Here is a 23325-nt window from a genome sequence, read left to right as displayed (position 1 = left end):
TGCCGCCTTGGATCGCGGCGTCTGCCGGAATGCCTGCTGCTCATCGCCGCTCGGGTGCCGAAGACCATCGTGATGTGCCGGCGGTGGCGATTCGCCGCCCCTCCACCTGCTGTTGGGCGGTGAGACAGCCGGAAAAGCGGAGCGGTTGGCGATGAACGACAAAGTCGCCCTCGTGACGGCGGGGGGCAGCGGCATGGGCGCGGCGGCCGCCCGGAAGCTCGCGGCGGTCGGGTTCGCGATCGGAATCCTGTCGTCGTCCGGCAAGGAGAGGCACTCGGTCAGGAACTGGGCGGGTTCGGCACGACCGGTTCGAACCAGTCCACGGAAGACCTGCGGCGTCTGGTCGATGGAGCGATGGCCCGCTGGGGCCGGGTCGATGTTCTGGTCAACTGCGCCGGACATGGCCCCCGGGGACCGTTACTCGACATCACGGACGCGCAATGGCACGCGGGCCTGGACACCTATCTCATAAACGTCGTGCGATCGGTGCGTCTGGTGACGCCGATCGTGCAGGCGCAGCGTGCCGGTGCAGCCATCAACATCTCCACCGCCTGGGCCTTCGAGCCGAGCCCGATGGTCCCGACCTCGGCGGTGTTCCGAGCCGGGCTCGCGGCCTGCACGAAGCTGTTCGCCGCCCCTTACGCTGCCGACAATGTCCGCATGAACAACGTGCTGCTGGGCTCGATCGACAGCTTGCCCGGCACGGAGGAACGCCGGCAGAGCGTCCCGATGGGGCGCTACGGCCGCGCCGAAGAGATCGCCGACATAGTCGCGTTCCTCGCTTCGGACGGCGCGGCCTACATGACCGGTGAGAACTTGCGCGTCGATGGCGGCCTGACCCGCTCCTTCTGAACCGCCACACCACGCCCCGATGGTGAACTGCGCAACGCCGCATTCCGTGATCGGATAGTGCCGCCGTACGCCCGGCATGCCCTATATGACGGCACGATGACACGACCGTTGAGCCCCGGGATCGCACGGTCGCGTCAACGGGACTGCCAGGACCGCGTCAGGCGCCGCCAAGCTTACGCAATGGAACTGCATCGTTCGATGACGTTTTCGCTCAGATCTGTGCGTGGGCACACACCGAGCCGGCCTCGTTTTCGCCAGGAGAGACCTTTGCCGGACGTTCCCGATGCGCGAGCTTGAGCCGCGGCTCTTTCCCTACATCTGGCGCTACTCCAAGGCCGAGCAGCTCAAGATCTGCGCCGTGGTCCTGGCCTCGCTGCCGTTCTACTTCGCGTCGCTGGATCTGCCCAAACGCATCGTCAACGACGCCATAACCGGCAAGGCTTTCGCCCATGGCGAGGCCACCGTGCCCTTCCTCGACATGACCATCCAATGGCCGGAGCTGCTGGGCGGCGGCACGACACGACTGTTCGAAGGGTTTCAGTTCGATCGGTTCGAGCTGTTGCTCGGGCTTTCGACGCTGTTCCTCGCGCTCGTTCTGATCAACGGCGCCTTCAAGTTCTACATCAATCTGCAGAAGGGCATCCTCGGCGAACGGATGCTGCGCCGGCTGCGTTTCCAGCTATTCTCGCTGATGCTGCGCTTTACCCCGGAGGCGCAGCGCGAGGTGAAGTCCTCCGAGACCGCGACGATCATCCGCGACGAGGTCGAGCCCATCGGCTCGTTCATTGGCGATGCGATCGTGGTGCCGGTCTTCCTCGGCACCCAGGCGGCCACCGCCCTGGCCTTCATCATGATGCAGAACGTGTGGCTCGGCCTCGCGGCCGGCGGAATGGTGGCGGTGCAGATGACCGTGATCCCGCGGCTGCGCCGCCAGATCATCCTGCTCAGCCGCCAGCGTCAGATCGCCTCGCGGAACCTCGCCGGCCGGATCGCCGAGGTCCTCGACGGCCTGCCGGCGGTGACGCTGAACGATACGGGCCGCTGGGAGCGGGCCGAGATCGGCGGGCGGCTCTACAGCCTCTACGATCTACGCCTGCGCATCTATCGGCGGAAATTCGCGGTCAAGTATCTCAACAACCTTCTCGCGCAGATCACGCCGTTCCTGTTCTATGCCATCGGCGGCATGTTCGCCCTCAAGGGCGAACTCGATATCGGGCAGCTGGTGGCGGTTCTTGCCGCGTATCGGGACCTGCCGCCACCGCTCAAGGAGCTGATCGACTGGGATCAGCAGCGCCTCGACGTCGAGGTGAAGTACGAGACCGTGGCAGCCCATTTCGGGCCGCAGCGCCTCCAGCCCGCGGAACATGAGAAACAGGTAGCGCCGCCGAAGCTCGGCAGCCCGCTGCGCGTCGAAGTCCTGGCGCTGCGCGACCCGCAGGGAGGCCTGCCGATCGAGATCGGCGATGTCCAGGCCGCGCTGCCGGGGCAGTTCGCCCTGGTCCCGCCCGGACCGATCGCTCAGGAATTCGCTCGAACCCTGGCCGGCCTTCGGGTTCCGACCAGCGGCTCGATCCGGATCGGCGACCATGACCTGTCGACTCTGCCGCGCGCAGCCCGCAGCCGCCGCATCGCCTTCGCGGATCTCGACCCGGTCCTGTTCCCCGGAACGGTGCGCGACAACCTGCTCTACGGGCTACGAATCAAACCCCTGCGTACGAAGAGCCTCGACCTGAGCAAGTCGCGGATCAACGAAGCGGTGAAGACCGGCAACCCCGCCGACAGCATCGACGACCCGTGGATCGACTACGCCCGGTTCGGCGTCCGCGACGCCCGGGACCTCGACGAACGCCTGCTGGACCTGCTCTTCCGCCTCGATCTCGGCGACGACCTGTATCGCTTCGGTCTCGGCGCCCTCAGCACCGTGGTCCACGATACGCCGGCGGGTCAGCGCATGATCGCCGCCCGGGAACATCTGCGCACGCATTTCGCCCAGAGCGGGCTGGCCGACCTGGTGATCCCGTTCTCCCGGGGCAGCTACAACGCGCAGGCCACGGTGGCGGAGAACTTGATGTTCGGAGTGCCCCGCGACCCGACCCTGATGGATCCGAGGCGGCTCGCTGGCGTGAGGCTGTTCCGGGAGGCGCTGGAGCGGGCGAAGCTGCTTGACGATCTCGACCGCATGGGCGTGGCGATCGCCCAGAACCTCAAGGATATCTTCGCCGACGTGCCACCCGGCCATCCGCTGTTCCGGCGCTTCTCACTGATCACCCCGGACGCCCTACCCGAATATCTGCGCCGGCTCGCCCGGCTGCCCGAGGAAGGCCGCTTGGACGAGACGGACAGCGTGGCGTTCCTGGCGCTCGCCCTGGCCTATGTCGAACCGCGGATGCGCTTCGGCCTGCTTGACCAGCCGCTCAAGCTCCGCATCGTCGGGGCGCGCGGCGTGGTGCAGGCGTTCATGCACGGCCATGACGGTTGCGATATCGAATCGTACGACCCCAACCGGATCAATCCGCGCAGCACCGTCCTCGACAACCTGCTGTTCGGCCGTATCGACACGGCACGGATGCATGGCGAGCAAATCATCCAGCGCGAGGCTCGCGCGGTGTTTCGCCAATTCGAGTTGGAACGCCAGATCCAGAGACGCGGCCTGGAGAAAGAGGTCGGCAATCGCGGTCAGCTTCTCACCGATCGCGTGCGCGTCCGGATCGGCCTGGGCCGGGCGCTGCTGCGCGACCCGGAGATCCTGGTGGTGGATCGGGTGAGCGAGCAGCTGGAGCGGGGCGTAGAGACGCTGCTCGACGTGACGGGAGCAGTGCTTCCTCGCAGCAGCCTTGTGGCGAGCGTATCCAGTGAGGGCGACGCTGCCCGCTTCCCTCAGCGATTGCCGCTTCGCCCCACCGAGGCGCGCCTGCGCAACGCTGCCGAGTGATCCAGGAAGCCCAGTGTCGCGAGACACGACCGGGATCGCTCCGCAGTTTACAGTGTCGCCGGTCTCCGGCACAGGATGGCTCACATGCCTGTATCGACGGACGCGATCGCGATTTCGGGTCGGACAAATCCGAGCCTCGCCGACCTGCCGCGCCTGGTGCCACCGCACCCGGCTCCGGCGGAGCATGAGCTGCCGCTTTCGGCCTATCTGCGCTCGATCCGCGACAACGGGCTGGCCGGTTTCCCCCGGAGCGCCTTTGAGGAAGCGATCACGCGCCGCGGCCTGCTCGGCCGGTCGAGCTACGTCCTGAACGACCCTGAGGCGATCCGCCATTTCCTGGTGGACAACCAAGCCAATTACGCCCGCACCACCGGCACGGTGCGGATCCTGCGTCCGATCTTGGGCGACGGCCTCCTGATCAGCGAGGGTTCGGCTTGGCGGCACCAGCGCCGGACTCTGGCACCGGCCTTCACGCCAAGAGCGATCGACGGGCTCGTCCCCCACATCGCCGCCGCGGTGGATGACGGGATCGAGCGGATCGTCGCCGAGGCATCCGAGGGCCCAATCGACCTGTTCACGGCCTTCCACCGGCTTGCGCTGGAGATTGCCGGGCGCAGCATGTTCTCGGTCGGCATGGACCGGTACGGTCTGGAGCTCCGCGAACTGATCGCCGCATACAGCGTCAAGATCGGCCGGCCGCACCTCCTCGACATCGTGATGCCGCCGGGCTGGCCGGTCCCGCTCGACTGGTCCCGTGCGCGGTTCCGGCGCCGATGGATTCCGTTCCTCGACCGAATCATCGCAGCGCGGCAGGCGGCGACCCGGGAAGCAGGCCATTCCGGCGACCTGCTCGACTTGCTCGCCACGGCCCGCAATCCGGATACCGGCGCCCCCTTCAGCGCCGAGGAGCTACGCGACCAGGTCGCGACTATGATCCTGGCCGGCCACGAGACCACGGCCGGCACGCTGTTCTGGGCCGCCTACATGCTGGCGCTCGCCCCCGAGCTGCAGGAGCGTCTGGCGGCCGAAGCTCAAGCCGCCGACCTCACCAATTCGACCGGTTGCCAAAGCGACGGACGGCTGCCGTTGATCCGCGCGACGGTGGACGAGACCTTGCGCCTCTACCCGGCGGCCTTCGTCATCGTCCGCCGGGCGCTCGGCGCCGACACCATCGCGGGCCATCCGGTCAAGAGGGGCGACGTCGTGATGGTAAGCCCTTGGGTGCTCCACCGGCACCGCAAGCTTTGGGCCGATCCGGAGGCCTTCGACCCGGGTCGCTTTCTGCCCGGTGCCAAGCCGCCAGCCCGCTTCTCCTACCTACCCTTCGGGGCAGGCCCGCGGGTGTGCATCGGAGCGCAATTTGCGCTGATCGAGACGGTGCTGTCGCTGGCGCGACTGCTTGCGCGGTTCCGACTGGTCCTTGAGGACCGGGAGCCGATCCTGCCGCACGCGGTGGTTACCACTCAGCCGCAGCGTTTCGCCAAATTTCGACTGATCCCGCGGCATTCAGCCGGCGTCTGACCGCGTTCCTCACCCGGACACGAAAGCGCCGCGTGTTGTCGATCATGTCCCCAAAAAGCAAAGCCGCGCCCGGCTTAGCGGGCGCGGCTCGCGCAGGTTCGTGCCGGCGGTGACGATCCCGGCCCGGCTCAAGCAGCCTTCTTGGAGGCCGCCGATTTCTGCCCACCCCTGTTCGCAGCGACTTCGGCGAGCTTAGCAGCCAGCTTCGCATCGAGCTTGCCCGAGACACCGAGCGGAAGCTCGATGTCGAGGCCCAGGGTCGAGACGCCCTCACCCCGCTCCAGAGTGACCTTAACCTTGTCGGCTTCCACCGACACATGATTGGCGATCACCGCCAGGATCTCGTCGCGGAGCTGCATCACCAAGTCGGGACGTCCCGACTCGGCACGCTCGTGGGCGAGGATCAATTGCAGGCGGTCGCGCGCGACCGCACCGGAATTGCGCTTCTGGAAAATACCCAGGATGCTCATGCCGCCCTCCGCATGAACAGCTTGTCGAGGAAGGACTTGCGCTCGGTCGGCATGCTCATCGGCACGTTCTCGCCCTTCAGCCGGCGTGCCGCATCGGCGTAGGCCCGCGCCGGGGCGCAGAGCGGATTGTTGAGGGTGACCGGGCAGCCGAGGTTCGAGGCGCGCAGCACCTCCTGGCTTTCGGGGATGATCGCCAGCAGCGGGATCGACAGGATGTCGAGCACGTCCTCGGTCTTGAGCATGTCGCCGCGATCGGCCCGCATTGGGTCGTAGCGGGTGAGGATCAGGTGCTTCTCCATCTCCTCGCCCTTCTCCGCCTTGGCGGTCTTGGAATCGAGCAGCCCGATGATCCGGTCGGAGTCGCGCACCGAGGAGACCTCGGGGTTCGTCACGACCACAGCCACGTCGGCGTGGTGCATGGCGAGCTGGGCGCCGCGCTCGATACCGGCCGGCGAGTCACACACCACCCAGTCGAACCGCTCGCGCAGTTCTTCCATCACTCGGGCGACGCCGACGTCGGTGAGCGCGTCCTTGTCGCGGGTCTGCGAGGCCGGCAGCAGGTGCAGGGTGTCGAGGCGCTTGTCCTTGATCAGCGCCTGCGGCAGCTTGGCATCGCCGTTGACCACGTTGATGAGGTCGTAGACCACCCGGCGCTCGGCACCCATGACCAAGTCGAGGTTGCGCAGGCCGACGTCGAAATCGACGACGCACACGCTCTGCCCGCCCTGCGCCAGGGCCGCTCCGAGGGCCGCGGTCGTCGTCGTCTTGCCGACGCCGCCCTTGCCCGATGTGACGACGAGAACCTTTGCCACGCGTCGATCTCCCTGATTTCTAAGCTTGCGTTAGTCTAAGCTTGCCATTCGGATGTTGCCGCCATCGAGCCAGACCTGAGCGGCCTTGCCGCGCAGGGCCGTGCCCATGTCCTCCGCCGTCCGCACGAGGCGGTCGATCCCCAGCAACTCGGGCTCGAATTTGCGGCAGTAGATTCGGGCCCGCGGGTTGCGCGCCGCACCGGCGATCGCGCGGCCCCGCAGGGCGCCGTAGACGTGGATCGAGCCGCCCGCGAGGATCTCGGCCCCCGAGGAGACGGAGCCCATCACGGTGACGTCGCCGGTGGGGTTGATCACGCTCTGTCCGGAGCGGACCGAGCCCTCGACGGTGATCGAGGTGACGACTTGCGGCTCCGGCTCGGCGGGGGCGGCCGGGATTTCGACCGTGTCCGACGGACGCCCCTGCACCAGCAGCGGCGGCAATCCGGACGCAATGGCGTCGATCCCTTCGATCCCCAGAACCGCGATGCCGCGGGCCTTGAGCTCGGCCATTAACATGTCGAGCGCGTCCGGCTCGGGCTTGAGCTGGGCGCAGTCCAGGATCACGGCCCGGCCTTTCAGCAGGGTCGGCGAGCGCTTGAGCGCTGCGTCGAGGCCCGCGAGCCACTCCGGAAGCGGCGGCTCGGGGGTGAGGGCCAAGCCCTTGAACGCCCGCCCGCGAAGGCTGAGCGGCCGGGGCGCAGGAGCCGCCGCTGGGGCGGTCTCCGGGTCGTCGATCGGCTCGGGGAGGGTTTCGCTCATGTCGGCCCGTTAAGAGTCCTTACCGGACCATTGACGGCTGGCATGGTTACCGAAGGGTTAAGTTTTGGATCCGGTCGGCAAATTCTGCCGGGATCCTGGTATCGGTGGAGCCTTAGGCCCACGAGGACACAGCCCCGTGGTTGCTCCCACATGTGCGAAGCGCCTGTCGGCCGGTAGCAGCCGATCACGCGCCGCCTCAGGGAAATTCCGCACCAAGTGGCTGATCGATATAAATCTTTCCAAAAGCAGAAACGCCTGTCCGGGTCCGCTTTGGGGATTCAGGATCCCGAAATTGGTGACGCCCGCCGCCGTCCGCGATGAAACAACAAATCCTTCGAAGATTTGCGTTTTGGATTGTTGGTCCAGTCAACGGGCAGCGGCGATTTTAGACGTCGATCGTCACGAGAGCGATGTGGCCGTTCACTCACCCCCGCTCGAACAGACCCAGCTTGATCGCATCCTCCACAAGCCGCACCTCCACGGCCTGACCCCGGAAGGCCAGGTCCAGGTCGTCGGCGGCGCGGTAGAGGCCGTCGATCGCCACCAGTTCCGGCTCGAAGCGGCGGCACCAGATCCGCGCGCCCGGATTGCCGGCAGCACCCGCCACCGCCCGGCCGCGCAGGGCGCCGTAGACGTGGATCGAGCCGCCGGCGATCACCTCGGCGCCCGAGGCGACGGCGCCGAGCACGGTCACATCGCCTTCAAGATGGAGCACGGTCTGTCCGGAGCGCACCGGCGCGTCGAGGATCAGCGAGCGCGCAGCGCTCTCCTTGGGCGCCGGCTCGGGCGGCGCATCCGCTTCCGGGGTGGCGATGTCGCCGACCGGGCGGCCGCCCGACAGGGCCGGCGGTAATTCTGAGGTCAGGATCGACGGCGGCGCGCCCTCGATGCCGAGGATCGCGATCCTGCGGGCCGCGAGTTCCGCGAGCAGGCCGTCGAGATCCTCACGGGTGAGCTTCAGGCCGGCGAGGTCAAGGATTACAGGCCGGCCGGCGAAAAAGTTGGGCGCGCGCCGGTTCAGGGCGTCGAGATCGCCGAACCACTCGGCCACCGGTGGCACGGGGGCCAGGACGGTGGCCATGAAGGAGCGGCCGCGGAAGCGGATCGGCGGGCGCGCCGGCTCGGATGTCGGCTGGGTCACGGGCGTTTTCGGGGTCGTGAGGATGTCTGATGCATCCATGCGGTGCGGCCGCGCGCGGGGCAATCCCGCAACGCCCGGTGTGACGCCTTGCTCGGCCCGCAGGGGCATTTGTGTTGTAGAGAGGTGCCGCAGCCGAGCCGGACGAGATCGTTGAGCAGCGCGCAAGCCATCAGACCCTTCGTCGTCGACGACCTGACCCAGGCCAACCAGCGCCGGGCGGCCGATCCGCGGGCCTCGGCCTGGGTTTCGGCCAATGCCGGGGCCGGCAAGACCAAGGTGCTCACCGACCGGGTGGTGCGGCTCCTCCTCGACGGAGCGCCGCCTGGCCGGATCCTGTGCCTGACCTTCACCAAGGCGGCGGCCGCCAACATGGCGATCCGGGTGTTCCGGCTGCTCGGCCGGTGGGTGACCCTGGACGATACCGCGCTCGGGGCGGAGCTGACCGAACTCACCGGCGAGCGGGCCGATGCGGAGCGCCTGCGCATGGCGCGGCGGCTGTTCGCCCGGGCGGTGGAGACGCCGGGGGGCCTGAAGATCGAGACTTTGCACGCCCTGTGCGAGCGGCTCCTGCACATGTTCCCGTTCGAGGCGAACGTGCCGGCGCGTTTCGTGGTGCTGGACGAGACGAAGGCCCGGGAGATCTTCGACATCGAGATGGCCAACGTTTTGGCCGATGCGGTGTCGAATGGCGACACGCCGCTCAGCGCCGCTTTGGCCCGGGTCACCCCGGAGGCGACGGGCGACACCCTGCGGGCGGCGATCCGCTCCGCAATGCGCGCGCGGAGTCTGATCGGCGACCGGGCCCGATTGGACCGGTCCTTCGAAGACTTGCACGGCGCTTTGGGGCTTGCCGCCGAAGAGAATGCGGAGGCGATCGAGGCCGCGATCCTGGACGGCGGCCCGGGCTGCCGCCCCGAGGATCGGGCCGATCTGATCGGCGCGTTGCACACCGGCAAGGCCAATGACGAGAAGCTCGCCGAGGCGCTGGCGGCGGCCGAGGCCGAGCGGGCGCGATCGGAGGATCTGCCGGACCGGTCCGAGGCGCTCGACCTCTACCGTGGGGTGTTCTTCACCCAGAAGGACGAGCCCAAGGCCGACAGCAGCCTCGGCACCAAGGGCGTCCCGGTGGCGGCGAAGGAGAGCCTGATCGCCGAGCGCGACCGGCTGGAGCCCTTGTTCGACCGGTTGCGCGCGGCGCGGGCCCATGCCCGGACGCAGGCGCTGTTCCAGATCGCCGCCGAGATCCACCGCCGGGTCGAGGCGCAGAAGGCCCGGCTCGGGGCGCTGGATTTCGACGACCTGATCCACAAGGCCCTGGACCTGCTGGCCCGGGTCGGGGCCGGCTGGGTCCTGTACAAGCTCGACCGCGGCATCGACCATGTGCTGGTCGACGAGGCGCAGGATACCAACCCGGAACAATGGGAGATCCTGCGGGCGATCACCCAGGAATTCGCCGCCGGCGAGGGGGCCCGGGCCGGGACCCGGACCCGCTTCGCGGTGGGCGACCCGAAGCAGTCGATCTACGGGTTCCAGGGCGCGGAGCCGCGGGAATTCGCCCTCACCCGCGCGGCCTGGATCCAGGAATCGCGCGCAGCCGGCCTCACCTTCGAGGATGTGCCGCTGACCCTGTCGTTCCGCTCCACCGGCCTGGTCCTCCAGGCGGTCGACGCGGTGTTCGCCCTCGACGCGCATAACGAAGGCTTGGCCTTCGAGGACACCGCCCGCCGGACCGTCCATGCCAGCGCCCGGCCCGGCGCCCCCGGAGCGGTGGAGCTGTGGCCGATCGCCGAGCCGGAGCCGACGCCGGAGCCTGACGCCTGGACGGCGCCGGTGGACGCCCCCGAGACTAGCGCCCCGGCGATCGTGACCGCTCGCCGGGTGGCGCAGGCGGTGCGGACCTGGACGAACCAGGGCGATGCCACCGGCCGGATCTGGCGTCCCGGCGACGTGCTGATCCTCGTGCGCAAGCGCGGGCCGGCCTTCGAGGAGGTGATCCGCGCCCTGAAGGGTCTCGGCGTCCCGGTCGCCGGCCAGGATCGGCTGGAGGTCTCCGCCCATATCGCGGTGGCCGACCTCGTTGCCGCCGGGCGGGCCGGGCTGCTGCCGGCCGACGACCTGACGCTCGCCACCGCGCTCAAGACGCCTCTGGTCGGGCTCACCGACGAGGATCTGGTGCGGCTCGCCGCCCGCCGCGACCTGTCGGAGACCTTGGAGGATGCCCTGCACCGCCACGCCGAGGCCGGCGATGCCGCGGCGATCCGTGGGCTGGCGGCGCTCGAAGACTGGATCGCCCTGGCCGGGCTCCACGGCCCGTTCGGCTTCTATGCGCGGCTCCTCGGGCCGCAGGGCGGGCGGGCGAAGCTGGTCGCCCGGCTCGGTGGTGAGGCCGGCGACGCCATCGACGTCTTCCTGGCCGCCGCCGCCCAGGCCGAGACCGGGGAGGATGCGCCGTCCCTCGGCGGTTTCCTGGCGCGCTACGTCGGCGCCGAGGCCGGCCACACGGTCAAGCGCGATATGGAATCGGGCCGCGACGAGGTCCGGGTGATGACCGTGCACGGGGCCAAGGGCCTCGAAGCGCCGGTGGTGGTGGTCATGGATGGCTGCGAGCCGCTCGGGCGCAACGACCCGCCTCTGCTGCCGCTGGCGGGGAACGGTACGGTGCTGCCGCCGGTATGGTCGAGCGGGAAGACGCAGGATTGTGCCGCCACCGGCGAGGCCCGCGCGGCACTGCTCGCCCGGGCGCGGCAGGAGCACAACCGTCTGCTCTACGTGGCCATGACCCGGGCGGCCGATCGGCTGATCGTCGCGCCGTTCCGTGGCCACGAACGCGAAAGCGAAGCCGCGTGGTGCCGGATGATCCGGGCCGGCCTGGAGGCGACCCTCGGCGCGGGACAGGCCCTGGAATTGCCCTACGGACCCGCGACCCTGTGGCGGGACGGTGCCGAGACGTTCAGCCCCCCGGAGACGCCGGCCGCGACGAAGGTCCGCACGCCGGAGCCCGACTGGCTGCGCTGCCCGGTACCGGCCGAGCCGGAGATCCCGGTCCTCAACCCGTCCGGCGCCCTTCAGGCCGCGGACGGCTCGCGGGTGCCGCCGCCCCGCCTGGCGGATGCCCAGGCGCGCCGCCGGGGCATCCTGATCCATTCCCTGCTGCAGCACCTCCCCCGAATCGAGCCCGAACGCCGGGAGGCGGCGGGCCTCGCCTTCGTGCGGGCCCGCGCCCCCGGCCTGCCCCGCCCGGCGACTTACGGCATCGTCCGCTCGGTGCTGCGCCTCATCGACGATCCGGAGCTGGCGCCGCTCTTCGCCCCTGACGCAAGGGCCGAGGTGAACCTGTCGGGTCGCGTCCGGGCCGGCGGCAGCGAGCGGGTGGTTCAGGGCCGCGTCGACCGCCTCGCCGTGGCCGCCGACACGATCCGGATCGCCGACTTCAAGACCGGACGCCCCCCGGCCGAGGACGAGCCCCTGCCCCCTGCCGAAGCCGGTCAGATCGCGCTCTATGCCGAGCTTCTGGGCCAGATCTATCCGGACCGGACGATTCGGCCGATGCTGATCTGGACCTCCGGCCCGGTGATCCGGACCCTGAGCGGCGCCGACATCCGGGCGGCTTTGGGCCAGGCGGGAATCGAGGGCTGAGAGGCGCCCGCCCCACGCCGTCCTTGCGAGCGCAGCGAAGCAACCCGGTGTGGCACGCGATCTCGAAAGCTGGCGTGTCCCTGGATTGCTTCGCTGCGCTCGCAAGGACAGTGGGGCGTGGCTGTCGCGGATAGAAGCCGCAACGCGGCTTCCTCCGTTGGAAGGGGCTTCCTCCACGGCCTTCCCCGCCCCGCATGCGCCAGCGCACATTGCGATGCGCCCTTCAAGCTGCCCCCATGCATGGGCGTGCGGCCTTCTTGACCGGGCGCCGGCCCGTCGCCAATTCTGGTCGAACCGCGCGGGCCCCTGCCCGTCCGAGGCCGCCCAATCGGTGGCCAGTTCCGAAAGGTGACGTTATGGCGACGGTGAAAGTAACCGACGCGAGCTTCGAGCAGGACGTTCTCAAGTCCGCCGAGCCCGTCGTGGTCGATTTCTGGGCGGAATGGTGCGGCCCTTGCCGCCAGATCGGCCCGGCGCTCGAGGAGATCGCCACCGATCTCCAGGGCAAGGTGAAGATCGCCAAGGTCAACGTCGACGAGAACCCGCAGATCGCCGCCCAGTACGGCATCCGCTCGATTCCGACGCTGCTGCTGTTCAAGAACGGCGAGCGGGTCGATCAGAAGGTCGGCGCTGCCCCCAAGGGCGATCTCTCCCGCTGGATCGGCGCGCAGGTCGCGTAAGCGTCTGACGCCTTCGACGCGACGCAAAAAGAAAGCCCGGCCGCATGGCCGGGCTTTCTCGGTTTCGGGACCCAATCCCTGTGGCCCCGGGCGCAATGCCCAGGGGCCGATCGTTCGGTCTTAGTACGAGCCGAACTTGTAGTTCAGGCCGGCGCGGACGACGGCGAAGTCGTTCGTGTTGCGGCTGGTGTTGCCGGTGACGGCGTAGACCGGCAGGACGGCGCCGGTGTTGAGGGCAGCGCCGACCAGCGGCAGGCCGGTGCGGTTGCGGTCCAGGCTCACGTACAGACCTTCGACCTTGAACGTCACGGCCGACGAGCGGAAGAAGTTCAGGAACGAGTCGGTGGGGAGCGCGAACTCGGCGCCGCCGCCGACGGTGTAGCCGGTCTTGAAGTCGTCGCGACGGCCAGCGAAGTTCTGGAAGGCGACGCCCTGGGTGCCCTGGTCGCCGGTGGCGTAAGCGAAACCGCCGGTGGCGTACACGAGGGTCTTGTCAAAGGCGTAACCGAGACGGCCGCGCACGGTGCCGAAGAAGTCCAGCGTGTTCAGGGTGCCGTTGACCGGGATGAAGCCCGGGTTGATCGCGGCGGCGTTCGTGGCGTAGCGCGGACGGCCACCGAAATCGAGGTACTGCGCGTCGGCCTCGAAGCCGATCACGACGCCCGAGCCCGGGGTGAACTGGTAGTTGTAGCCGATCTGGCCACCGCCGGAGAAGCCTTCGCGGCTGTTGCGGTTGTAGATCAGCGACGAGCCGAGCGGCGCCAGGGCGCGGTAGGGCACGAGGCCACCGGCGCCGAGAACGGCCGGGCTGCCGGCGGTCTGGACGAAGCCGCGGTTGCTGTCGGTGTCGCTGGCATCGAAGGCGTAGCCGGCGTTGATACCGAAGTAGAAGCCGGTCCAGGTGAACACCGGAACGGGGGTGAACACCGGCGGCGGCGCAGCGCGGCGCGGCAGGTCGGCAGCGGTGGCGGCGGCGGTGAGCGCCGTGAATGCCGCAAGAGAGGTGAGAAGCGTCTTCATTACTGTGATCCCCAGCACAAGCCCGATCGATGCCGAAGTTAGGCGATCGGGCCTTCCGGGGATGTAGCTTCGCTGCCACAGCGGAGGGAAAGCGTGGCCGCTAGAGTCAATTCGCTCCCTCGAATGCGGCGAATCAACGGCGATTACCGAGGCGCTAACCAAACGAAAGAAAAAAGCTAGCGCCAAAGACAAAGGTAAGGTGCGGCTTAGACGGGCGGCGTGTCGTTGGCAGCCAGCACCAGCCCGGCCAAGTAGAGCGAGCCGCAGATCAGGATCCGCGGGGGCTGCTCGAAGGCGATGTCCTTCACCTGCTCCAGCGCAGCCTCGACGCTCGGCGCCGTCCGGGTCGACAAGCCGACGCCTTCGCCGATCCGCGCCACCTCCTCGGCCGGCCGTGCCGCCATCGAGGTCGTGATCGGGACCGCGATCAGCGCCCGCGCCAAGCCGACGAAGTTGCGCAGGAAGCCGTCGGCGTCCTTCGTGCTCAGCAGCCCGACGATCAGCACCAGCGGCACGTCGCTGCGCTCGCCGAGATCGGCCATGGCGGCGGCGAGGATCCGGCCACCGTCGATGTTGTGGCCGCCGTCGAGCCACAGCTCGGCGCCGGGATCGAGCTGCGCGGCAAGCCGCCCGCGGCCGAGCCGCTGGAGCCGGCCGGGCCAATCGACCTCGGTGAGGCCGCGCTCCAGGGCGGCATTGCCGATATCGCCGAAGCCTGCCGCCCGCAGGGCCGTGATCGCGGTGGCGGCGTTGACCAATTGGTGGCGCCCGGCGAGGCGCGGCCGGGGCAGGTCGAACAGGTCGGTCTCGTCCTGGTAAACCATGCGGCCGCGCTCCTCGTGCGCGGAGAAATCCTGGTTGCCGATCAGGATCGGGGTCGCGCCCACGGCTTCGGCGTGGCGGCACAAGACGGCGTCGGCTTCGGCGTAATCCTGCGCGGCGATCACCGCCGGGCAGCCGCGCTTGAAGATCCCGGCCTTCTCGGCGGCGACCGATTCGACCGTATCCCCAAGATACTCGGCATGGTCGCGCCCGATCGGCGTCACGACCGAGCAGGCCGGCTGGGCGATGACGTTGGTGGCGTCGAGCCGGCCGCCGAGCCCGACCTCGAGCAGCAGCACGTCCGCCCGGCTCTCCGAGAACAGCAGCAGGGCCGCCGCCGTGGTGATCTCGAACATGGTGATCGGCTCGCCGGCATTGGCGGCCTCGCAGCGCGAGAAGGCGTCGGCCAGCCGGTCCTCGTCCACGAACTGGCCGCCCCCGATTCCGCCAAGCCGGATCCGCTCGTGGAACCGGACGAGATGGGGCGAGGTGTAGACATGGGCGGCCAGGCTGCCGGCCTCGAGGATCGCCCGCATGAACGCGATGGTCGATCCCTTGCCGTTGGTTCCGGCCACGTGGATCACCGGCGGCAGGCGCCGCTCGGGGTGATTCAGCCGGGACAGCAACCGCTCGATCCGGCCCAGCGACAGGTCGATGGTGCGCGGATGGAGCGCGAGGAATCGCGCCATGAGGGCGTCGGAGGAGGCCATGGCGGCGGGCTAGGCCGCGGCCTGGGCGGGACCCGGCGCCTCGGCCGTGGCGGCGTTGGTCAGGAGACCGCAGATCCGGGTGATCGTCTCCTTCAGGGCGTGCCGGTGGACGACCTGGTCGACCATGCCGTGCTCGCGCAAGTATTCAGCCCTCTGGAAGCCGTCCGGCAGCTTCTCCCGGATGGTCTGCTCGATCACCCGGGGGCCGGCGAAGCAGATCAGCGCGCCGGGCTCGGCCAGGTGCACGTCACCGAGCATGGCGTAAGAGGCGGTGACGCCGCCGGTGGTCGGGTTGGTCAGCACCACGATGTAGGGCAGGCGCGCGGCGTTGAGCCGGCGCACGGCCACGGTGGTCCGGGGCATCTGCATCAGGGACAGGATGCCCTCCTGCATGCGCGCGCCGCCGGAGGCCGAGAACAGGACGTAGGGGGTGCGCTTCTCAAGCGCCGTTTCGGCGCCGCGCACAAAGGCCTCGCCGGCCGCCATGCCCAGCGAGCCGGCCATGAAGCCGAATTCCTGCGCCGCGAGCGTCATCGGCAGGCCGCCGACCCGGCCGAAGCCGATCTTGAACGCATCCTGCAGGCCGGTCTTGGCGCGGGCCTCCTTGAGGCGGTCGACGTAGCGTTTCTCGTCGCGGAACTTCAGCGGATCGACGGCGACCTCGGGGAGCGCCACGTCGATCCAGGTGCCCTCGTCGAACATCATCTTGAGCCGCGCGGCGGCGCTCATCTTCAGGTGATGCTCGGAGCCGGGGATCACCCAGTGATTGGCCTCCACCTCCTTGTGGAACACCATCTGGCCGGTGTCCGGGCACTTGACCCAGAGGTTCTCCGGCGTCTCGCGCTTGAACAGGGTCTTGATCCGGGGGCGCACCACCTCCGAGATCCAGTTCATCGGTTCGACCATCGACTCGCGTCCGTTCGCTTCGAGCTCACGCTGATATCAGGTGCCGTCCTGCCCGCCGCCAGGGCGGGCGGCGATCCGCGGTTCAGGCCGCCCGGTCCACGCCGCCCGCGCGGACACCGGCGGCGAGCTCCCGCACCAGCTCCGCCACGGCCGGGACCGTGCCGGCCTGGGGCCGGCCCTCGGAATCCAGTGAACGGACCAGGGTGTCCACCAGGGCCGAGCCGACCACGACGCCGTCGGCGCCCTTGGCGATCGCCGTGGCATGGGCGCCGGTCTTCACCCCGAAGCCCACCACCACGGGCAGGTCTGTGTGGCGGCGGATGCGGGCGACCGCCTCCGACACCTTGCCGAAATCCGGCGTCGCCGTGCCGGTGATCCCAGTGATCGACACGTAATAGACGAAGCCCGCGGTGTTCGCGAGCACGGCCGGGAGCCGCTGCTCGTCGGTGGTCGGCGTCGCGAGCCGGATGAAGGCCAGCCCCTTGGCCAAAGCCGGCAGGCACAGCTCGGTATCCTCCTCCGGCGGCAGGTCGACCACGATCAGCCCGTCGACCCCGGCCGCGACCGCGTCGTCAAGGAAGCGCTCGACCCCGTAGGTGTGGATCGGATTGAAATAGCCCATCAGCACGATCGGCGTGCCGTCGTTTCCGGCGCGGAAGCGGCGCACGAGGTCGAGGGTGCCGGCCACGCCCTGGCCGGCCTTGAGGGCGCGCAGGCCCGCGGCCTGGATCGCCGGGCCGTCCGCCATCGGGTCGGTGAAGGGCAGGCCGAATTCCAGGATGTCGGCGCCGGCGCCGGGCAGCGCCTTCAGCACCTCCAGGGAGGTCTCCGGGTCGGGATCGCCCGCCATCACGTAGGTGACGAGGACTGCCCGGTTCTCCGCGCGGGCGCGGGCGAAGGTGGCGTCGATGCGGCTCGGCATGGATCTGATACGGTTTTCGCGCGTGCAGGACCGGATCCGGTCCAGGGTTGTATCCGCGCTACACCATCGGGGTCGGCCCGTGAAGCGGGCGCCCCCGGTGGAGCGGGCAGCGGCCGTGCGCGCGGCGCGGTTGTCCGCCCGTCCCCGCCCGCGTAGCCGGGAGGCATGACCTCAGAATCCCTCCCAACGCGCCGCTTCGCCGCGTTCCTCTTCGACATGGACGGCACGATCATCAGCTCGATCGCCTCGGCGGAACGGGCCTGGACGCGCTGGGCCCAAGCCCACGGCCTCGACGTGGCGACCTTCCTGCCGACGATCCATGGCGTGCGCTCGGTGGACACGATCCGCCGGCTCGGCCTGCCCGACGTCGATCCGGAGGCCGAGGCCGCTTCGATCACCCGCGCCGAGATCGCGGATGTCGGCGACATCGTCGAGATCCCGGGCGCCCGGGCGTTCCTGCGGGCCCTCCCGCCGGAGCGCTGGGCGATCGTGACTTCGGCACCCCGGGAACTCGCCCTGCGCCGCCTGGAGGCCGCCGCCATGCCGGTCCCGGCCCTGCTGATCGCCGCCGAGGACATCGGCCAGGGCAAGCCCGCGCCGGATTGCTTTGTGTTGGGCGCCGAGCGCCTGGGCGTCGCGGCCGCGGATTGCCTGGTGTTCGAGGATGCGCCGGCGGGCATCCGGGCCGGCGAGGCGGCGGGCGCCAGCGTCGTCGTCGTCACCGCGACCCATCATGCGCCGATCGAGACGCGACACGCGACGATTCCGGATTACCGGGCGTTGACGGTCGATGCGGCGCCGGAGGGCCTGCGCGTCGTCTCCGGCGACTGACCGCCCGCGCACGGCGTTGACTTCTCCCCGACAACCCACGGCAATATCCGGGTCCGAAGTCAGACACCGAGCCGGGACTGCGAGCAGATGACCAAGCCGAACGGCGTCCCGGGCCTCTTCGACACCGCGGAGGGGCAGCGGCTCGTGCAGGCACGGACCGACCCGGCCTGGCGGCGCTGGGGGCCATATCTCAGCGACCGGCAATGGGGGACCGTCCGGGAGGATTACAGCGCCGACGGCGAGGCCTGGGATTCCCTGCCGCACGACCACGCCCGATCGCGGGCCTATCGCTGGGGCGAGGACGGCATCGGCGGCTTCGGCGACCGGCACCTGAACTGGTGCCTGGCGCTCGCCCTGTGGAACGGCCGTGACCCGATCCTGAAGGAGCGCCTGTTCGGCCTGACCAACGCCGAGGGCAACCACGGCGAGGACGTCAAGGAGCTCTATTACTACCTCGACGGCATCCCTACCCACGCCTTCATGCGGATGCTGTACAAGTATCCGCAGGGCGCGTTCCCCTATCAGCGCCTGCTCGAAGAGAACCGGCGACGCGGCCTCGACGACCCGGAATTCGAGCTGCTCGACACCGGCCTGTTCGACGAGGGCCGCTACTTCGACGTCGAGATCGCCTACGCCAAGGCCGGTCCCGACGACGTGCTGATGCGGGTCACCGCCACCAACCGCGGTCCCGAGCCCGCCGACCTCACCCTGCTGCCGCAGCTCTGGGCGCGGAACCTGTGGTCCTGGAAAGCCGGGACCGCCAAGCCGGAGCTGGAGGCGGGCTCGGACGGGTCGGTCTGGGCGCGCCATCCGAACGTACCGCCGATGCGCTTCTTCGCTGAGGACGCGGCCGAGCTGCTGTTCACCGAGAACGAAACCAATACCCACCGGCTCTACGGCAGCGGTGCGGAGGCCGGATTCTACAAGGACGGGATCGACCGGCGCGTCGTCCAGGGCGAGGCCGGGGCGGCCACCCCCCTGTCCGGCACGAAATGCGCGGCCCGCTACGACCTCCATCTCGGCCCAGGCGAGACCCGCACCCTGCGGTTGCGGCTGCGCCCCGAGACCGTCCCGGGCGAGCCCTTCGGCGATTTCGATGCGGTGTTCGCGACCCGCGAGGCGGAGGCGGATGCGTTCTACGCCGCCCTGCAGGCGTCGATCCCCGATCCCGAGATGCGGCTCGTGCAGCGGCAGGCGCTGGCCGGCATGCTGTGGTCGAAACAGCTCTACCATTACGACGTGCGCGAGTGGCTCGCCGGCGATCCGGCCCAGTCGGCCCCCTCCCCCGCGCGCCGGCACGGCCGCAATTCCGACTGGACGCATCTGCGCGCCAACGACATCATCTCGATGCCGGATGCCTGGGAATATCCCTGGTTCGCCTCCTGGGATCTCGCGCTCCAGGCGATCGTGTTCGCGCTGATCGATCCGGACTTCGCCAAGAACCAGCTGCTGCTCCTGGTGGACGAGGCCTACGCCCACCCGAACGCGGCTTTGCCGGCCTATGAATGGGGGTTCGGGGACGCCAACCCGCCGATCCACGGGCTCGCCGCCTGGCGGGTGTTCGAGCTGGACCGGGCGCTCACCGGCACGCCCGACCACGTGTTCCTGAAGCGGATCTTCAACAAGCTGACCCTGAACTTCACCTGGTGGGTGAACCGCAAGGATTCCGACGACCGCAACCTGTTCCAGGGCGGTTTCCTCGGGCTCGACAACATCGGCATCTTCGACCGCTCGAAGCCGGTCGGCGACGGCGCCACCCTCACCCAGTCCGACGCGACCGCCTGGATGGCGGCCTACGCGCTCAACCTGATGCGCATCGCCATCGAGCTGGCGCTCCAGGATCCGACCTACGAGGACATGGCCGAAAAGTTCTTCGAGCACTTTCTGCTCATCGCGGCGGCGACCGGCGACGGCGTCTGGGACGAGGCGGACGGGTTCTTCTACGACGTGATCGAGGCCCGCGACGGCAGCCGCCTGCCGATCCGGGTGCGGACCATGGTCGGGCTGATCCCGATCTTCGCGGTCACCACGATCAGCGAGCACGATCTGGACAAGCTGCCCGCGCTCCGGACCCGGATGCGGTTCTTCCTGGAGAACCGGCCGGACCTGGCGGCCCTGGTCTCGCGCTGGAGCGTCCCGGGTGAAGGTCAGACCGTGCTGCTGTCGCTGCTGCGGGGCCACCGGCTGAAGGCGCTGCTGCACCGAGCCCTCGACCCGGCGGAGTTCCTGTCGGAGCACGGGCTGCGGGCGGTCTCACGCAGCTATGCGGATCAGCCGTTCTGCTTCCCGTGGAACGGTCGGGATCTGGGGCTCGCCTATGAGCCGGCGGAATCCCGCTCCCGCCTGTTCGGCGGCAACTCCAATTGGCGCGGGCCGGTCTGGATGCCGGTCAATTATTTGCTGATCGCCGGGCTGAACCAGTTCTTCGCCTATTACGGCCCGGATTTTCGCGTCGAGTCACCGACCGGCTCGGGGCGGACCAACTCGCTCCGGGAGATCGCGGATACCCTTTCGCGGCGGCTCATCGGCCTCTCGACCCGTGGCCCGGACGGGCATCGGCCGGTCTATGGAGACAGCCGGATCGAGCAGGAGGACCCGCATTTCCGGGACCTGGTGCTGTTCTACGAGTACTACCACGGCGATACCGGCCGGGGCGTCGGCGCCGCGCATCAGACCGGCTGGTCCGGGCTTGTGGCCCTGCTGATCCAGGAGGTCTCGACGGCGGAAGGCCGGCCGTGACGCGCACGGCCGGCCTTGCCCGACATGACGTGACCCGTTGTTATTCCGCAGCCTGCTGCATCCGCAGCTTCTGGCCGAGGCCGATCTCCCGCGAGATCTTCGAGCGCCGGGCACTGTAGGCAGCCGAGACCAGCGGGTAGTCCACCGGCAGGCCCCACTTGGCCTTGTAGGCCTCCGGGGTGAGGCCGCGCAGGGTCAGATGCCGGCGCAGGGCCTTGTAGGACTTGCCATCCTCAAAGCTCATGATCGTATCCGGCCGGATCGACGCGCGGATCTGCGCCTCGGTCGGCCGCTGGAGCTGCCGCTCCACCGGCGTATCGAGGGCGGTGATCGAACGGTGGACTTCGGACAGAAGGCTCGGGAGAGCGCCAGCCGGCACGCTGTTCTTGGTGACGTAGGCGCTTAGGATCTTGGCGGCGAGTTCGACGCTCGGGGAGGTCGTCAGCATTGTCATCTCCTAAGGTTTCCAGTCGGAAGATGCGGCTTTGTCATGTCGCTAGGGGGCAGTGCTGTCGGCCGCCGAAGTTGGAACCCGGAATAGACATCCGGCCCGCCCTCGGTCAGCACGTCACGGCATTATGCTCCGGCTCGGTACGCTTACAACCACCGCGCGTATCTATTGCGCCGCTGTTTCTACTTAGAATTGATAATTAGGGTCAACGCCGAATCAACATGCGGGCCCTCGAGGCGGCTCGGGTGCGGTATTGAGGACTCACCGGCCCTGTAGGTCCGGGTGCCGGGAGGGGTGCGCATGGAGGTGCTGGTCGTCGGTGCGGGTGTGGTCGGGCTGGCCGTGGCGCGGGCCTTCGTGCTGCGCGGCCATGCGGTGGTCGTGGCGGAGGCCGAGGAGGCGTTCGGCACCGGCGTCTCGGCCCGCAGTTCCGAGGTGATCCATGGCGGCATGTACTATCCGACCGGTTCCGCACGCGCCCGACACTGCGTCGATGGCGCCGAGAAGTTGTACAACTTCTGCGCGAATCATGGGGTGCCATACCGCGCCTGCGGCAAGTTGATCGTCGCGAGCAACGACGCGGAGGCCGACACGATCGCGGCGATCCGTAGGCGGGGCGAGGCGAACGGCGTCCCGGGCCTGGACCTGCTCGACGCTGCCGCGGCCCGGCGCCTGGAGCCGAACCTTACCTGTACCCTCGCCCTGCATGCCCCCCGGACCGGTATCGTCGACAGCCACGCGCTGATGCTGGCGCTCCTCGGCGTGATCGAGGATCACGGCGGCGCCCTCGCGTTGCGCACGCCGGTTGAGCGCCTGTCCCGGCGGGACGGCCAGTGGCAGGCAGCCTTCGGCGGCAGCGAGCCGGGTGAGCTGGCCTTCGACGCCGTCATCAACGCTGCGAGCTTCGGGGCGCCCGCTCTGGCAACCCGGACGGAGGGCTACCCCGCCGAGCGCGTGCCGGTGCTTCACCTGGCCCGGGGCAATTATTTCGGCTGTACCGGCAAGCCGGCCTTCTCGCGGCTGATCTATCCGGCGCCGCGGATCGACGGCGGGCTCGGCATCCACCTCACCCTCGATCTCGCCGGCCGCACTCGGTTCGGGCCCGACGTGGAATGGGTCGACACCTTCGACTACCAGGTCGATCCGGCGCGCGCGGACAGCTTCTACGGCGCGATCCGCCGCTACTGGCCGGCTCTGCCGGATGGGGCGCTCTACCCGGACTATGCCGGGCTGCGCCCGAAGCTCACCGGCCCGGGCGAGCCGGCCGCGGATTTTCGGATCGACGGCCCGGCCGAGCACGGGCTGCCCGGGATCGTCCACCTGTTCGGGATCGAGAGCCCGGGGCTGACGTCCAGCCTGTCGCTCGCCGAGGCGGTCGTCGGGCAGCTCGACGGCTGATGTCTCAGAACAGCAGGTGCAGCGCCAGCGGCGCGAGGATCGCGGTCAGGAACGCGTTCAACCCCATGGCGATGCCCGCGAAGGTGCCGGCGGTCTCACTCACCTGGAAGGCCCGGGCGGTGCCGATGCCGTGGGCCGCGAGTCCGGCGGCGAAGCCCCGGGCGCGCATGTCGCGGATCCGCAAGAGGTTCATCATCGGCGTCACCAGGATCGCTCCGATGATACCGGTGAGGATCACGAGGATCGCTGTCAGCGTCGGGTCCCCGCCCAGCGCCTCGGCGATGCCCATGGCCACCCCCGAGGTCACGGATTTCGGCGCCAGCGAGATCAGGATCGGCTGCGGGATGTCGAGGAGCCGCGCGAGCACGATGACGACGGCCAGCGTCGTGGCGGCGCCGGCCAGCAGGGCGGCCAGCATCGGGACCAGGGCGCGCAGCACCGTGGCGCGGCGCTCGTAGAGGGGCATGGCCAGCACCACGGTCGCCGGCCCGAGCAGGAAGTGGACGAACTGCGCGCCCTCGAAATAGGTCGGATACGGCGTGCCCGTCACGGCCAGGACGGTGCCGACCAAGACAACCGTAATCAGCACGGGGTTGGCGATCGGGTGGCGGCCGGTTGCGACGGCGATCCGGTCGGCCAGGACGTAGGAGGTCAGGGTCACAGTCAGCCACAGCAGCGGTGTGCCGGCGAGATAGACCCACAGGGAGAAGTCGCCCGACACCG

At 69.2% G+C, this 23325-nt stretch carries 17 protein-coding genes and 1 pseudogene; 8 read left to right on the top strand and 10 right to left on the bottom strand.

Features of this window, described 5'->3' with window-relative positions; all coding sequences use genetic code 11:
* Positions 1–151 precede the first annotated feature (151 nt).
* From MKK65_RS30270 to MKK65_RS30260, 3 genes and pseudogenes are all read left to right on the top strand, one after another.
* Positions 152–852 (top strand): annotated as a pseudogene (locus tag MKK65_RS30270) (SDR family oxidoreductase).
* A 283-nt stretch (positions 853–1135) separates the two neighbouring features.
* Positions 1136–3784 carry an ABC transporter ATP-binding protein gene (locus MKK65_RS30265; protein ID WP_243961896.1) on the top strand — a complete coding sequence of 883 codons (2649 nt, stop codon included), beginning with the start codon at positions 1136–1138 and terminating at the stop codon, positions 3782–3784.
* Positions 3785–3868: 84 nt separating this feature from the next.
* Positions 3869–5305: a cytochrome P450 gene (locus MKK65_RS30260; RefSeq protein WP_243961894.1), complete on the top strand. Its 1437-nt coding sequence runs from the start codon at positions 3869–3871 to the stop codon at positions 5303–5305.
* Between the two features lie 128 nt (positions 5306–5433).
* Here the strand turns inward: MKK65_RS30260 and minE are convergent, their stop codons facing one another.
* The 4 genes from minE to minC (MKK65_RS30240) form a co-directional block, all read right to left on the bottom strand.
* Entirely contained in the window at positions 5434–5775 is a 342-nt protein-coding gene (gene minE, locus MKK65_RS30255; protein ID WP_243961892.1) for a cell division topological specificity factor MinE, read from the bottom strand.
* Positions 5772–6587, bottom strand: coding sequence for a septum site-determining protein MinD (gene minD / locus MKK65_RS30250; protein WP_058192603.1), 816 nt, complete (start codon positions 6585–6587; stop codon positions 5772–5774). Before minD ends, minE begins: the two co-directional genes overlap by 4 nt.
* Before the next feature lie 30 nt (positions 6588–6617).
* On the bottom strand, positions 6618–7346 hold the full coding sequence (gene minC / locus MKK65_RS30245; RefSeq protein ID WP_058192601.1) for a septum site-determining protein MinC: 729 nt from the start codon (positions 7344–7346) through the stop codon (positions 6618–6620).
* Positions 7347–7770: 424 nt separating this feature from the next.
* A complete protein-coding gene (gene minC, locus MKK65_RS30240) occupies positions 7771–8526 on the bottom strand; it encodes a septum site-determining protein MinC (protein ID WP_243961890.1) in 756 nt (251 codons plus the stop codon).
* A 111-nt stretch (positions 8527–8637) separates the two neighbouring features.
* Between minC (MKK65_RS30240) and addA the strand changes: the two genes are divergently transcribed.
* Both addA and trxA read left to right on the top strand, forming a co-directional pair.
* The gene (addA, locus tag MKK65_RS30235; RefSeq protein WP_243961888.1) at positions 8638–12123 is read left to right on the top strand and encodes a double-strand break repair helicase AddA; all 3486 of its coding nucleotides are present in this window, start codon (positions 8638–8640) and stop codon (positions 12121–12123) included.
* 356 nt (positions 12124–12479) lie between these two features.
* The gene (gene trxA / locus MKK65_RS30230) at positions 12480–12803 is read left to right on the top strand and encodes a thioredoxin (protein WP_007561219.1); all 324 of its coding nucleotides are present in this window, start codon (positions 12480–12482) and stop codon (positions 12801–12803) included.
* A gap of 120 nt (positions 12804–12923) precedes the next feature.
* Here trxA and MKK65_RS30225 read toward each other — a convergent pair whose 3' ends face one another.
* From MKK65_RS30225 to trpA, 4 genes are all read right to left on the bottom strand, one after another.
* The gene (locus MKK65_RS30225) at positions 12924–13823 is read right to left on the bottom strand and encodes an outer membrane protein (RefSeq protein WP_058192598.1); all 900 of its coding nucleotides are present in this window, start codon (positions 13821–13823) and stop codon (positions 12924–12926) included.
* A 206-nt stretch (positions 13824–14029) separates the two neighbouring features.
* Entirely contained in the window at positions 14030–15355 is a 1326-nt protein-coding gene (locus MKK65_RS30220; RefSeq protein WP_243961886.1) for a bifunctional folylpolyglutamate synthase/dihydrofolate synthase, read from the bottom strand.
* Between the two features lie 9 nt (positions 15356–15364).
* Positions 15365–16261 (bottom strand): acetyl-CoA carboxylase, carboxyltransferase subunit beta, encoded by an 897-nt coding sequence (accD, locus tag MKK65_RS30215; RefSeq protein WP_243961885.1) that lies wholly within the window; start codon positions 16259–16261, stop codon positions 15365–15367.
* Positions 16262–16343: 82 nt separating this feature from the next.
* Entirely contained in the window at positions 16344–17183 is an 840-nt protein-coding gene (gene trpA / locus MKK65_RS30210; protein WP_058192595.1) for a tryptophan synthase subunit alpha, read from the bottom strand.
* A gap of 165 nt (positions 17184–17348) precedes the next feature.
* Here trpA and MKK65_RS30205 point away from each other — a divergent pair, with 165 nt between their 5' ends.
* A complete protein-coding gene (locus tag MKK65_RS30205) occupies positions 17349–18014 on the top strand; it encodes an HAD family hydrolase (protein WP_243961884.1) in 666 nt (221 codons plus the stop codon).
* 87 nt (positions 18015–18101) lie between these two features.
* Complete coding sequence (locus MKK65_RS30200) at positions 18102–20753, top strand: MGH1-like glycoside hydrolase domain-containing protein (RefSeq protein WP_243961883.1); 2652 nt, start codon at positions 18102–18104, stop codon at positions 20751–20753.
* Positions 20754–20793: 40 nt separating this feature from the next.
* Here MKK65_RS30200 and MKK65_RS30195 read toward each other — a convergent pair whose 3' ends face one another.
* Positions 20794–21201: a MucR family transcriptional regulator gene (locus MKK65_RS30195; protein ID WP_243961882.1), complete on the bottom strand. Its 408-nt coding sequence runs from the start codon at positions 21199–21201 to the stop codon at positions 20794–20796.
* A 303-nt stretch (positions 21202–21504) separates the two neighbouring features.
* On the opposite strand from MKK65_RS30195, the gene MKK65_RS30190 reads away from it, so the two are divergent.
* On the top strand, positions 21505–22602 hold the full coding sequence (locus MKK65_RS30190) for an NAD(P)/FAD-dependent oxidoreductase (protein ID WP_243961881.1): 1098 nt from the start codon (positions 21505–21507) through the stop codon (positions 22600–22602).
* A 4-nt stretch (positions 22603–22606) separates the two neighbouring features.
* On the opposite strand, the gene MKK65_RS30185 is transcribed toward MKK65_RS30190, so the two are convergent.
* Positions 22607–23323: an LrgB family protein gene (locus MKK65_RS30185; RefSeq protein ID WP_058192588.1), complete on the bottom strand. Its 717-nt coding sequence runs from the start codon at positions 23321–23323 to the stop codon at positions 22607–22609.
* Positions 23324–23325: the final 2 nt, after the last annotated feature.

It is taken from the genome of Methylobacterium sp. J-001 (assembly GCF_022829565.1).
Lineage (GTDB): Bacteria > Pseudomonadota > Alphaproteobacteria > Rhizobiales > Beijerinckiaceae > Methylobacterium.
The sequence above is the reverse complement of the archived record's forward strand: the minus strand, read 5'-3'. Positions and strand labels throughout refer to the sequence as shown.